This is a genomic window from Rhodococcus sp. 05-2256-B1 (assembly GCF_002258465.1).
GTDB classification, from domain to species: Bacteria; Actinomycetota; Actinomycetes; order Mycobacteriales; family Mycobacteriaceae; genus Rhodococcoides; species Rhodococcoides fascians.
Genome location: NZ_NOZA01000011.1, coordinates 146,151 through 157,929, shown reverse-complemented (window position 1 = coordinate 157,929; position 11,779 = coordinate 146,151). Strand labels below are relative to the sequence as shown.

Genomic DNA, 11,779 nt, shown 5'->3' with positions numbered 1-11,779 from the left:
CGATCAGCTGTCGAGCTCGCGAGCGACGGCGCGGACCACCTCGGAGATGCGCTGAGCGATCTTGCGGTCCGGGTACTTGCCCTTGCGGAGTTCCGGCTGCACCGTCGCTTCGAGCAGCGTGATCATGTCCTCGACCATGCCGTGCAGTTCGTCGGGTGTGTGCTTGCGCTCGACGGGCTCGCGGCGGGTGCTGCCGCTGTTCTGGCGAATCGACGGGGCAGGCTCGAGAACCTTCAGGCTCAGTGCCTGCGGGCCACGACGGCCCGCGGCCATGCCGAATTCGACGCGCTGGCCGGCTTTGAGGCCGTCGACGCCTTCGGGCAGCGCTGACGAACGCACATACACGTCCTCGCCTTCCTCCTGCGAGAGGAATCCGAATCCCTTGTCGACGTCGTACCACTTCACCTTGCCGGTCGGCACTGAGCTCACCCGTTCATCTGTTGCTGTCGTTGGTTTCGTATCCGCACGCCCGATGTCGGGACCCTGCGGTGTGCACAAGTTTCGCGCCCCACGAAAACGCAGGACGCGAATACGCCAGTCTAGCGCGCAGGCCCCGAATAGGGCATTCCGGTTTTTCGCACGACGCACCGCCGCGCACTACCGTGGTGGTGTGGACTCATCTACTCGCAAGCGAAGTACTGCACTGCTGCGCATCGCGCTGGTGCTGTTCGCGATCGGCCTCGTTGCCATCGTCGCGATCCTGTTCTTCCCGGTCTTCTCCGACGCCAAGCCGCCACTGGGCCTGTACCTGACGGCGATGTTCTCGGCACCCGCCGGATTCGTGCTTGCTCTGGTGTACGCGCTGCTCTCCGGCCGACGGGCGCGATAGATCATGCGACTGCTCCTGAACGTCATCTGGCTCGTGTTCGGTGGACTGTGGCTCGCACTCGGCTACTTCTTCGCGGGACTCCTGCTGTGCATCCTGATCGTGACCATTCCGTTCGGGATCGCGTCGTTCCGCATCGGCGTCTACGCCCTGTGGCCGTTCGGGTCGACGATCGTCGACAAGCCCGGCGCGGGTTCGGGTGCCCTCGTGGGCAACGTGCTGTGGCTCGTCCTCGCCGGGTGGTGGCTGGCGCTGACACACGTCGTCACGGCGATCGCGATGGCCATCACGATCATCGGTATTCCGCTCGCGATCGCGAACCTCAAGTTGATTCCGGTCTCGCTGATGCCGCTGGGAAAAGACATCGTTGCGGTTCGGTGACCTTTCGAGGCCCCCTCGCGTGATGTGACTTCCGTCACATCACGCTTCGGTAACAGACCGGCAACAGCACGGGGTCGATCACCGAGAACAGCCACTAGCTGGGCCTATTCGAGCGACCGGAATCAGACCGTCGGGACGGTCGCTGACACACGAAAAAATCGACAGTTACCAAATAGTGACGTAACCCGGGAATTTCAGTACGGTCAGCAGCGGCCGGAAAGTTCGGCCGAATTCCGGCCCGCAGCGCCAAACCTCGTCCCGCGGGAACCGGAACAACCCTCGACGATCACCCAGGGGACGAGGACGGGGGACCCACGTCCTCCACGGACAACCGGGAACTTGTAGCGACTCACGAAGCCGCACCGAGTCCCCTTGGGGTGAAGCCCAATTGCTCATCCGATATGGAAAAGCAAGAAGGCCGGGCTACCTCTCAGCCCGAACCCGACAGCTGACCTCGCAGGCGCGTGTGGAGAGGATTTCAACTCGTATGAGCGGACGTCATCGCAAGCCGAGCACCACTGGCAAGACCGTCGCAAAGGTCGCCGTCACCGGTGCCATCATGGGCACCGCGGGCATCGCCTTCACCGGTACCGCCAACGCGGCACCGGATTCCGACTGGGATCGCCTTGCACAGTGTGAAGCAGGCGGCAACTGGGGCATCAACACCGGCAACGGCTTCCAGGGCGGATTGCAGTTCTCCCCCAGCACCTGGAACGCACACGGTGGGCAGCAGTACGCGGCAACGGCCAACCAGGCCAGCCGTGAAGAGCAGATCGCAGTCGCCGAGAAGGTCCTCGACTCGCAGGGCTGGGGCGCATGGCCCTCCTGCTCCTCGAGCCTCGGTCTGAGCAGCGCACCCACCGAGCGCAGCGTTCCGGCCACTCCCAAGGCACCGGAAGTTCCCGCCCTCCCCGATCTGACGTCGATCCCGTCGATCGATGCGTCGGCCGAGGTCGTCAACGGCATCGTCACCGCCGTCCAGAACATCACCAACGATCCCCAGATCGCGTCGTTCGTCCAGAACGCCGCTCAGGGCATCCAGCTCGATCCGCAGGTCGTCAGCTTCTACCAGGCGAACAAGGCGTTCCTGCCCCAGTAGCAAGAACCGCCGCTATACGAGAAAAGCCCCCGACATCGCGCGAAGATGTCGGGGGCTTTCTCGTGTTCGGGCGCCGTTGTCAGCGATTGACGACGGTCACCGGATGGGCGTAGGGCAGGTCTTCGACGGGCAGCGGGAACTCGGTGTCCTCACCGAAGGGCGACAAGCCACCCGATCGAGCGGACGAGAGTTCGGTCACCGCGTGGTCACCGCGAGCGGTTTCCGGCCAGCCTGGATCGACATAGGGCTTCTTCGACTTGTTCACCATGGGCCCATTTTGACACCTGCCCTGCGGCGAGCACCAGCCCAGGTCTCTAATCTGATAGACGATGACCGACACGACTGCGCCCCGACACACAGACATGCCTCCCGATCTGCCTCAGTGGATCGCAGCTCGCACAGACGCGGAGCTGATCAAGGCCATGTCGTTGCGTCCGGATCTGACTGCGCCGCCGCCCGCCTCGCTGGCAGTGCTGGCCGGCCGGGCAGAGCAACGCCGGTCGATCCTGCACACTGCGGACACCCTCGACACCCTGGCCCTGACCGTGCTCGAGATCCTGGCCATCGAAGAGGCCTACGAGCGTCCGGTCACCAGGGCCACGCTGCTGTCCGTCATCGCCAAGCGCGCCCCGGCCAAAGCCGTGGACAAAGCGCTGTCCCAACTGCGCGAACGCTTTCTCGTCTGGGGCGACGCCGCCGGGTTCCGGATCAGCGCAACCGCTGCGGACGCCGTGCCGTGGCGCATCGGCCGCGCACTCGACCCGGTGGACACCCTCACCGAAACCCACATCACCACAGCGCTGGCCGCACTCGAAGACGGCGAGCGCAATCTTCTCGACACCCTGGCCAGGTCTTCGCCCACCGGCCGTACCCGAGACGCCGCACCGGGCACCCCACCCGATCGGCCCGTGCAGAAACTGCTCGCCGCAGGCCTGCTGATCTGGTTGGACGAGCAAACCGTCGAACTCCCCGTCCAGGTCGGACAGATATTGCGCGGCGAGCCCATGACGGATCCCCGCTCACTCGCCGAACCGAAGCTGACGACCACTGCACATGCGCTCGCCGACGTCGACGCTGCCGCGGCGGGCGAGGCACTGGAGCTCGGGCGGCACTGTGTGGCCATCATCGAGGCGCTGTCCGCGTCACCGGCTCCCGCCCTCAAGGCCGGCGGGCTCGGAGAGCGCGAGCTGCGCAAGATCACCAAGGCCACCGGACTCGACGACGACCGCGTGAGCATCCTCGTCGAACTGCTCGCCGCCGCCCATCTGATCTCCAGCGGAACCCCGGACCCTGTCCCCTCCGCCGACACCGGCGACGACTACTGGGCACCGACGCCCGCCGTCGACGCGTGGCTCGCTGCCGCCCCGGCCGCCCGCTGGCACACTCTCGCCTCCGCCTGGCTCGAGACGCCGCGAGCCCCGTGGGTGATCGGCATGCGTGACCCCAACGACAAGCCCATCGCTGCGTTGTCCGACGAAGTCCGCTCGCCTGCCGCGCCCCGCGACCGTCGCATGATCCTGGAGCTGCTCGCCGAGCTCGGCAGTGGACACGCCGCGACACCCACCGACCTCACCCGCACACTGACGTGGCGTCGACCCCGGTGGTCCGGACGGTTCGGCGTGACACCCGTCGGGCACGTGATCGCCGAGGCGACCGCGCTGGGAGTGGTCGCGCGCGGCGCGATGTCGACGCCGGGACGCTCCCTGCTGCACGACGGTAATGCCGAGGCCGACATGCGCGCGGCACTCCCCGAGCCGATCGACTACGTGTTGGTGCAGGCCGACCTGACGCTGGTGGCACCGGGACCGCTCGAACCGGATCTGCAGGATCGGATCGCGCTCGTCGCCGACGTCGAGTCGGCGGGTGCCGCGACGATGTATCGCATCAGCGACACGAGCCTGCGCCGGGCCCTCGACGTGGGCCTGACGGCCTCGGAGTTGCATTCGTTGTTCGCGACGCATTCCCGCACTCCGGTTCCGCAGGCCCTGACGTATCTGATCGACGACGTGGCCAGGCGTCACGGCCGGCTACGCGCCGGTGTGGCGGCGTCGTTCGTCCGGTGCGAGGATCCGGCGTTGCTCGCCGAGGTGATGGCCTCTCCGGCCGCCGAGTCGCTCGCCCTGCGCGCCCTCGCCCCGACCGTCGCGATCTCCCAGGCACCGCTGGCCGAGGTGCTGTCGGTACTCGCCGGAGCCGGATTCGCGCCCGCGGGTGAGGACTCGTCCGGCACCATCGTCGATCTTCGAGCCCGCGGCTCCCGGGTGTCGGCGCGGCGGCCGCGCCAGACCTTCCGTACCCCGGCCGTTCCCACCGACGAGCAGCTCGGGTCGTTGGTACGTGGCATGCGAGCCGCCGACCGCGCTGCGGGCAACGGCGGTGCGGTGGTGCGCGCCGACGGATCTCGCGCGAGCAGCACCGCGACGATGACGCTGCTGCAGACAGCAGCGAAGGTCAAGCGCAGCGTCAGCATCGGGTACGTCGACGCGCAGGGCGTCGCGACCCACCGCATCGTCGATCCGATCAGCATCGGCGGCGGTCAACTCGACGCATTCGACCCCGCCACCGGGGGCGTGCGGCGGTTCACTCTGCACCGCATCACCTCCGTCGCCTTGGTGGACTGAGTCACTGCTCACGTGCACGCGGGCCCCTACCTGTGGACAATGGAGAAGTTGCGCTCTTTCGGGCGCAGCAGAAGTCTCTAGGAGGAACCGTGACCGACGGCCCGCTGATCGTCCAGTCCGACAAAACGCTGTTGCTCGAGGTCGATCACGAACTCGCGGGCGCAGCGCGGGCGGCGATCGCACCGTTCGCCGAGCTCGAACGTGCGCCCGAGCACGTGCACACCTACCGCATCACCCCGCTGGCGCTGTGGAACGCGCGCGCTGCCGGTCACGATGCCGAGCAGGTGGTCGACGCACTGGTCAACTTCTCGCGCTACGCGGTACCCCAGCCGTTGCTGGTCGACATCGTCGACACGATGGCCCGATACGGCCGGTTGCAGTTGGTCAAGAGCCCGGTCCACGGTCTGGTGCTGATCAGCCTGGACCGCGCCGTGCTCACCGAAGTGATGCGGCACAAGAAGATTGCGCCCATGCTCGGCGCGATGGTGGACGAGGACACGGTCATCGTGCATCCGAGCGAACGCGGCCACGTGAAGCAGATGTTGCTCAAGATCGGCTGGCCCGCCGAGGACCTCGCCGGCTACGTCGACGGCGAAGCGCATCCGATCGAGCTCGATACCGAGGGCGGCAAGTGGACGCTGCGCGACTACCAGGAGATGGCCGCGGATTCGTTCTGGGCCGGCGGCTCCGGCGTCGTCGTGCTGCCGTGTGGTGCGGGTAAGACCATGGTCGGTGCGGCGGCGATGGCCAGGGCCAAGGCCACCACGCTGATCCTGGTCACCAACACCGTCGCCGGCAGGCAGTGGAAGCGCGAGCTCATCGCTCGCACGTCGCTCACCGAGGAGGAAATCGGCGAGTATTCGGGTGAGCGCAAAGAGATCCGCCCTGTGACAATCGCCACGTACCAGGTCATCACCCGTCGAACCAAGGGTGAGTACAAGCACCTGGAGCTGTTCGACTCCCGCGACTGGGGATTGGTGATCTACGACGAGGTGCACCTGCTCCCCGCACCGGTGTTCCGCATGACAGCCGACCTGCAGTCACGGCGTCGACTCGGCTTGACGGCCACGCTCGTCCGCGAGGACGGACGCGAGGGCGACGTCTTCTCGCTGATCGGGCCCAAGCGCTACGACGCGCCCTGGAAGGACATCGAGGCGCAGGGGTGGATCGCACCGGCCGAGTGCATCGAGGTGCGCGTCACCCTCACCGACGCCGAGCGCATGTCGTACGCGGTCGCCGAACCCGAGGAGCGCTACAAGCTCTGCTCGACCGCGCACACCAAGATCGCCGTCGTGAAGTCCATTCTGGCGAAACACCAAGACGCTCCGACGTTGGTGATAGGCGCATACCTCGATCAGCTGAACGAACTCGGTGAAGCCCTGAACGCGCCGGTGATCCAGGGCTCGACCAAGAACAAGGAACGCGAGGTGCTGTTCGACGCCTTCCGCAAGGGTGAGATCCAGACTCTGGTGGTGAGCAAGGTGGCGAACTTCTCGATCGACCTTCCCGAAGCGTCGGTGGCAGTCCAGGTTTCGGGAACGTTCGGCTCCCGGCAGGAAGAAGCCCAGCGACTGGGCCGATTGCTTCGGCCGAAACACGACGGTGGTCAGGCGCACTTCTACTCGGTGGTCTCGCGCGACACCCTGGACGCCGAATACGCCGCGCACCGGCAGCGGTTCCTCGCCGAACAGGGGTACGCGTACCGCATCACCGACGCCGACGACCTGCTCGGCCCGGCAATCTGACGCTTCGTGTCGGGATCGGCGGCATGCTAGGAATAGCAGTGTGCGCCGATTCGAGTTCCCCGTAGACGTAGCCCACGCGAAGTCGGTCAACGAGACGTTCACCGAACTTCGCCGGCTGCGGATGTCCGCGGCGCTCACGGCAGCGGTCCTGCTGGCACTGGGGATCTGGTTCTTCTGGATCGCGACGCCGTGGTCGTACATCCTCGGCGGCGTGTTCTGCATCGGGGCGGCGACGTCCCTGTGGGTCATGGTGTGGGCACCGAAGAAGATGGGGTCCATCGAATCGCTCTACACCCGGGGCGATCTGGTTCCGGCGGTGGTGGCCGAGACGATGCCGAGCGGCGCGACGTTGCTGTCGCTGGTCGATGTCGCGAAACCAGGAGTCGACGAGCCGCACTACGTCCTGATCACGCGCGTCGTCCGTGCGCTGCCCGGCCACGCCGTCGAACGCGGTGCCGAGGTGCCTGCGGTGTCGGTGCTCGCCGATCGCGGCCGTAACACCGGTGGACGCACCTGGCAGCTGGTGTCGGCGATGCCGATCGCCTGGGGCACCACCGACGCGGCCGTCCTGGCGCGCGCCGCCGCCGAGATCACCGAGGGCGAATGGGCACTGCTGCACGCCAACATCGGACTGTCGGAGAAGGTACGCAAGGCCAAGAACCAGCAGCTGCTCGTGGACCCCGCCGATCTGCCCGAGGACCTGACGCGGCCTACCGAAGAGCCGGGAGTGGAGCCTGCGGAACGACCTACCGAAGAGCCGGGATGACCTCGCGCTCGAAGAGTTCGATGCCGGAGCGGTCGTAGGCGGCTTCCGGGAAGTAGAAGATTCCGTACGTCATGCCCTGCTGCTGCAGTTCGGTGAGGTTCTCGACGATCTGCTCGGGTGTTCCGACGGCGGGCATTCCCCGGTATGCGCCCAATGCCTCGTGTGCCTTCTCGGCTCCGACGTGTTCGGTCAGTCGAGCCTCGAGAGCGCGTAGCCGCTCCTGCACCTCGGCCTCCGTGGAGCCGATGGCCACGTTGTAGTTGGCCGAGCGGACGATGGCGTCGAAGTCCGTGCCGACGGTTGCGCAATGATCGCGCAGCAGAGCCGATTTGGCGGCGAAACCGGTAGGGGTTCCATCGAAGTTGGTGTAGTTCGCGTATTTCGCTGCGATCTTCAGTGTCACTTTTTCACCGCCACCGGCGATCCACAGTGGGATGCCGCCCTCCTGCAGGGGCAGTGGGCGCACCACTGCACCGTCGATCTCGTAGTGCTTGCCGTCGAGATACACCTCGCCGGTGGTCCACGCTTGTTTGAAGATCTGTACGCCCTCGTCGAGGCGGCCCAATCGTTCACCGGCAGAGGGAAATCCGTAGCCGTAGGCGCGGAACTCGTGCTCGTGCCAACCGCCGCCGATGCCCATCTCGACCCGACCGCCGGAGATGATGTCCACTGTCGCAGCAACTTTGGCCAGGTAGGCGGGGTTGCGGTAGGACATCGCCGTGCACATCTGACCCAGTCGGATACGCGAGGTCGACGCGGCGAGTGCGGACATCAGCGACCAGGCCTCGTGCGTCGCCTCGTCCGTCGCGACGGGAACGGTGTGGAAGTGGTCGTAGACCCACAGTGATTCCCACGGTCCGGCTTCGGCGGCAACGGCATGCTCGCGCAGCACACTCCACTGCTGGGCCGGATCGATCCCGACCAGATCCAGCCGCCAACCCTGAGGCACGAACATTCCGAATCGCATGACAGGCACAGTACAGACGCAGGTCCGACGCTCGCGCCGGCTGTGTGAACTACGCTGCAGGAATGTCCGAGATGTTGCCGTCGCGCACAGTGACCCGGTTGCGCCCGTTCGCATCGACCATTTTCGCCGAGATGACCGCGCTCGCGGTGGCGAAGAACGCCGTCAATCTGGGGCAGGGATTCCCGGACACGGACGGACCGTCGGCCATGCTCGAGGCCGCGCGTGACGCCATCGCGAACGGCCTCAACCAGTACTCCCCCGGCCCGGGGATGCCGGTCCTGCGCGCCGCCATCTCCGACGACCGGCTCGCCCGGTTCGGACTTCGGTACGACCCCGATTCGCAGGTTCTCGTCACCGTGGGTGCCACCGAGGCCATCTCGGCGACGCTGCTCGGCTTGATCGAGGCGGGCGACGACGTGCTGTTGATCGAGCCGTTCTACGACTCCTATGCGGCCGCTGTGGCGTTGGCCGGAGCCACTCGCACGGCCGTTCCCCTGGTCACCGATGGCAACGGATGGACCGTCGACACCGACGCCCTCGAACGGGCCGTGAGCCCACGAACGCGCATGCTGATCGTCAACTCGCCGCACAATCCCACCGGCACCGTGTTCGATCGCGAGACGATGATCCGTATCTCCGAGATCGCGATCGCCCACGACCTGCTCGTGCTCACCGACGAGGTGTACGAGCATCTGATCTTCGACGACGGTGTGCACACCCCGATCGCGACGCTGCCGGGCATGTTCGAGCGAACCGTCACCGTGTCCAGTGCCGCGAAGACGTTCAACGCCACCGGCTGGAAAACCGGGTGGGCGCTCGGACCGAAAGAGCTGATCGATGCGGTGCGCGCCGCCAAGCAGTTCATGAGCTTCGTCGGCGGTACCCCGTTCCAGCCCGCCGTCGCGTACGCACTCGGTCACGAGCAGGCGTGGATCGCCGCCATGCGCGACGGTCTGCAGCACAAGCGAGACACGCTGTCCGCGGCGTTGACCGAGGCGGGTGCGGACGTCAAGCACAGCGCCGGAACGTATTTCGTGTGCGCCGATATCGCACCGATCGGCCGCGGTGATGCGTACGAGTTCTGTCGCTCCCTGCCCGATCTCGTGGGCGTCGCCGCGGTACCGGTGACTGCCTTCGTCGACGAGCCCGCGCCGTGGAAGTCCTTGGTGCGCTTCGCTTTCTGCAAGCAGGACCACGTGCTCGCCGATGCCGCCGAGAGGTTACGGCGATTGTGACTGCGCAACCGACGATTCCGGCGTACTTCGTCAGGCAAGCCGTCGACCTCGCGGCCAACGGCGGAGTGGACCTGACGTACCCGTTGTCGATGGCCGGGATCGGAACCACCATTCTGGACGACCCGGCGGAGCGGCTCACCACCCGACAGGTCACCGCGTTCACCCAGGCCGTCTGGGCGATGACCGGCGACGAACTCTTCGGACTCGCCGCAGTTCCCGTGCGGCGCGGCAGTTTTCGGGTGGTGTGTCAGACGTTGATACACACGGAGAATCTGTGGGCAGCGCTGATTCGAATGTCCGAGACCATGCGCGTGCTCATTCCGGTGAAACCGATGACGCTGGATCGAACCGAGCAATCGACGGTTCTGACGGTGCACGTCGAAGCCACGACCGACCTCAGCCCCGAAGCGAACGAGCTCGCCGAGCGATTGCTGACCGACTTCCTGTTGATTCTGCTGCATCGGTTCGCGGCGTGGCTGATCGGTAACCGGGTCAAACTCCTGTCGGTTCAGTTGCCCTATGCACTGCCCGGGCCCGAGGCCGGGAAGATGTACGACACCATATTCGGAACTCATGTACAGTTCGGATCCGACCGCGCCGCACTGGAATTCGACACCGCGCTCATGCGCGCCCCGATAGTGCAGACCGAGGCCACACTGGCCGAGTACCTCGCGGAGTCACCCAACCTGCTGTTCTCGTCGAGGGACTACGACAGTACCGCGTCGAGTCAGGTCCGAAGGGCCCTGGAGACCGGATTCAGAGGCGGTACGCCGGCTACCGAAGAGATTGCGGCCATGCTCAACATCAGCCCGCCGCATCTGCGCCGCGTCCTTCGCCAGGAAGGCACTTCCATCAATCAGCTCCGCGAGGAGGTTCTGCGCGACGCTGCCATCTCGGGGTTGAGCCGCGGCGACAGCGTGGACGACATCTCGGCCCGCCTGGGCTTCTCCGAACCGAGCGCATTCCGCCGGGCCTTCAAGCGCTGGACCGGGCAAACTCCGGGCGCGTATCGATAGACATCCCGGGGGGCGATCAGCTGACGCAGAACTCGTTGCCCTCGGGATCGGTCATGGTGATCCAGGTGCTGGGCCCTTGCTGCCCGCGATGCAGTACCGACGCGCCTCGACCTTCGAGTTCGGTCACCACCGCCTCGCGTCCGTCACCGACGCGAACGTCGAGATGGAGTCGGTTCTTCACGGACTTCGATTCGGGTACCGCCTGAAACAGCACCCGCGGGGTGCCCGGAGATTCCGGATCGGTGATGCCCTGGCCTGCTCGCCACACCAGAACGCCGTCGAACACGGTTGTGTCCTCCTCTCGGGCGTGGCCTGCCGCAACCATCTCGCGAATGAACTCCTCGTTGCTGGGTTCGACCTGCCAGCCGAGAGTCTGTGCCCACCATGCCGCGAGCGCATGCGGGTCGACGCTGTCCACGACGACCTGAATTCGGTAACCCATGCGAGAACGATACCGCCGGGAGCTGGTAATGGGAACACCTGTTCGATACAGTCGAGTCATGTCGCTCGCGATGCAAGGTTCGCTGTTCGGTGACGACGACGGTGGCGTCGGGTCGCTGCAGTCCGTCACCCGCCGCGAGCTGACGCTCGGTGCCTGGGTCGATGTGCGGCCGGGCTGGTTGTCCGACAGCGACCTTTTCGATTCGCTGGTCACCGACGTCGACTGGCGCGCCGAACGCAGGCAGATGTACGACCGCGTGGTCGATGTGCCGCGCCTGGTTCGGTACTACGCCGAGCGGGAGCACTGGCCGCATGCGGCACTGTACGAGGCCCGCGATGCACTGGACGACCACTACCGAAGCGAGCTCGGAGAGTCGTTCGCCACCGCGGGACTGTGTTACTACCGCGACGGGTCCGACAGCGTCGCCTGGCACGGCGACAACATCGGCCGCAGCGCCACCGAGGACACGATGGTGGCGATCGTATCGCTCGGTGCGACAAGACAACTCATGCTCCGTCCCCGCGGCGGCGGGACCTCTCTGAAATTCACCCTCGGTCACGGCGACCTGGTGGTGATGGGCGGGTCCTGTCAACGGACCTGGGAGCATGCAATTCCCAAATCGACCCGCGCGGTCGGCCCACGCATCAGCGTGCAATTTCGACCGCGCGGGGTTCGGTAACG

The 11,779-nt window shown here is 66.1% G+C and carries 13 protein-coding genes and 1 riboswitch; of the genes, 9 read left to right on the top strand and 4 right to left on the bottom strand.

Annotated elements, in window-relative coordinates; genetic code table 11:
* Positions 1-3: 3 nt before the first annotated feature.
* Positions 4-420 carry a cold-shock protein gene (locus CH285_RS02675; protein WP_167327283.1) on the bottom strand — a complete coding sequence of 139 codons (417 nt, stop codon included), beginning with the start codon at positions 418-420 and terminating at the stop codon, positions 4-6.
* A 190-nt stretch (positions 421-610) separates the two neighbouring features.
* Between CH285_RS02675 and CH285_RS02670 the strand changes: the two genes are divergently transcribed.
* The 3 genes from CH285_RS02670 to CH285_RS02660 all read left to right on the top strand — a co-directional run bounded on the left by CH285_RS02670 (position 611) and on the right by CH285_RS02660 (position 2,306).
* Positions 611-829 (top strand): hypothetical protein, encoded by a 219-nt coding sequence (locus CH285_RS02670; RefSeq protein WP_027495896.1) that lies wholly within the window; start codon positions 611-613, stop codon positions 827-829.
* Positions 830-832: 3 nt separating this feature from the next.
* Positions 833-1,207, top strand: a complete 375-nt coding sequence (locus CH285_RS02665; protein ID WP_027495895.1) for a YccF domain-containing protein — start codon at positions 833-835, stop codon at positions 1,205-1,207.
* 270 nt (positions 1,208-1,477) lie between these two features.
* Positions 1,478-1,686, top strand: a riboswitch (cyclic di-AMP (ydaO/yuaA leader).
* 8 nt (positions 1,687-1,694) lie between these two features.
* On the top strand, positions 1,695-2,306 hold the full coding sequence (locus CH285_RS02660) for a transglycosylase family protein (protein ID WP_027495894.1): 612 nt from the start codon (positions 1,695-1,697) through the stop codon (positions 2,304-2,306).
* A gap of 79 nt (positions 2,307-2,385) precedes the next feature.
* Here CH285_RS02660 and CH285_RS02655 read toward each other — a convergent pair whose 3' ends face one another.
* Positions 2,386-2,574, bottom strand: a complete 189-nt coding sequence (locus CH285_RS02655) for a hypothetical protein (protein WP_008719333.1) — start codon at positions 2,572-2,574, stop codon at positions 2,386-2,388.
* 61 nt (positions 2,575-2,635) lie between these two features.
* Between CH285_RS02655 and CH285_RS02650 the strand changes: the two genes are divergently transcribed.
* The 3 genes from CH285_RS02650 to CH285_RS02640 all read left to right on the top strand — a co-directional run bounded on the left by CH285_RS02650 (position 2,636) and on the right by CH285_RS02640 (position 7,438).
* A complete protein-coding gene (locus tag CH285_RS02650; RefSeq protein WP_094698363.1) occupies positions 2,636-4,927 on the top strand; it encodes a helicase-associated domain-containing protein in 2,292 nt (763 codons plus the stop codon).
* Positions 4,928-5,016: 89 nt separating this feature from the next.
* On the top strand, positions 5,017-6,672 hold the full coding sequence (locus CH285_RS02645) for a DNA repair helicase XPB (RefSeq protein ID WP_027495892.1): 1,656 nt from the start codon (positions 5,017-5,019) through the stop codon (positions 6,670-6,672).
* Between the two features lie 40 nt (positions 6,673-6,712).
* Complete coding sequence (locus CH285_RS02640) at positions 6,713-7,438, top strand: DUF3239 domain-containing protein (protein WP_169879424.1); 726 nt, start codon at positions 6,713-6,715, stop codon at positions 7,436-7,438.
* Here CH285_RS02640 and CH285_RS02635 read toward each other — a convergent pair.
* Positions 7,419-8,405 (bottom strand): LLM class F420-dependent oxidoreductase, encoded by a 987-nt coding sequence (locus tag CH285_RS02635; protein WP_027495891.1) that lies wholly within the window; start codon positions 8,403-8,405, stop codon positions 7,419-7,421. The genes CH285_RS02640 and CH285_RS02635 overlap by 20 nt on opposite strands.
* Before the next feature lie 62 nt (positions 8,406-8,467).
* Here CH285_RS02635 and CH285_RS02630 point away from each other — a divergent pair, with 62 nt between their 5' ends.
* Both CH285_RS02630 and CH285_RS02625 read left to right on the top strand, forming a co-directional pair.
* Complete coding sequence (locus CH285_RS02630; protein ID WP_032407724.1) at positions 8,468-9,640, top strand: pyridoxal phosphate-dependent aminotransferase; 1,173 nt, start codon at positions 8,468-8,470, stop codon at positions 9,638-9,640.
* Positions 9,637-10,656, top strand: a complete 1,020-nt coding sequence (locus tag CH285_RS02625; RefSeq protein WP_027495889.1) for an AraC family transcriptional regulator — start codon at positions 9,637-9,639, stop codon at positions 10,654-10,656. The genes CH285_RS02630 and CH285_RS02625 overlap by 4 nt, the downstream gene beginning before the upstream one ends.
* Positions 10,657-10,672: 16 nt before the next feature.
* Here CH285_RS02625 and CH285_RS02620 read toward each other — a convergent pair whose 3' ends face one another.
* Complete coding sequence (locus tag CH285_RS02620) at positions 10,673-11,098, bottom strand: VOC family protein (protein ID WP_032371318.1); 426 nt, start codon at positions 11,096-11,098, stop codon at positions 10,673-10,675.
* A 58-nt stretch (positions 11,099-11,156) separates the two neighbouring features.
* Between CH285_RS02620 and CH285_RS02615 the strand changes: the two genes are divergently transcribed.
* Positions 11,157-11,777 (top strand): alpha-ketoglutarate-dependent dioxygenase AlkB, encoded by a 621-nt coding sequence (locus tag CH285_RS02615; RefSeq protein WP_027495887.1) that lies wholly within the window; start codon positions 11,157-11,159, stop codon positions 11,775-11,777.
* Positions 11,778-11,779: the final 2 nt, after the last annotated feature.

What these genes read in the sequence shown, in the direction of transcription:
- CH285_RS02665 (WP_027495895.1), top strand. Translation starts at nt 833, where the DNA reads ATGCGACTGCTCCTGAACGTCATCTGGCTCGTGTTCGGTGGACTGTGG.
- CH285_RS02660 (WP_027495894.1), top strand. Translation starts at nt 1,695, where the DNA reads ATGAGCGGACGTCATCGCAAGCCGAGCACCACTGGCAAGACCGTCGCA.
- CH285_RS02655 (WP_008719333.1), bottom strand. Translation starts at nt 2,574, where the DNA reads ATGGTGAACAAGTCGAAGAAGCCCTATGTCGATCCAGGCTGGCCGGAA.
- CH285_RS02650 (WP_094698363.1), top strand. Translation starts at nt 2,636, where the DNA reads ATGACCGACACGACTGCGCCCCGACACACAGACATGCCTCCCGATCTG.
- CH285_RS02635 (WP_027495891.1), bottom strand. Translation starts at nt 8,405, where the DNA reads ATGCGATTCGGAATGTTCGTGCCTCAGGGTTGGCGGCTGGATCTGGTC.
- CH285_RS02630 (WP_032407724.1), top strand. Translation starts at nt 8,468, where the DNA reads ATGTCCGAGATGTTGCCGTCGCGCACAGTGACCCGGTTGCGCCCGTTC.
- CH285_RS02620 (WP_032371318.1), bottom strand. Translation starts at nt 11,098, where the DNA reads ATGGGTTACCGAATTCAGGTCGTCGTGGACAGCGTCGACCCGCATGCG.
- CH285_RS02615 (WP_027495887.1), top strand. Translation starts at nt 11,157, where the DNA reads ATGTCGCTCGCGATGCAAGGTTCGCTGTTCGGTGACGACGACGGTGGC.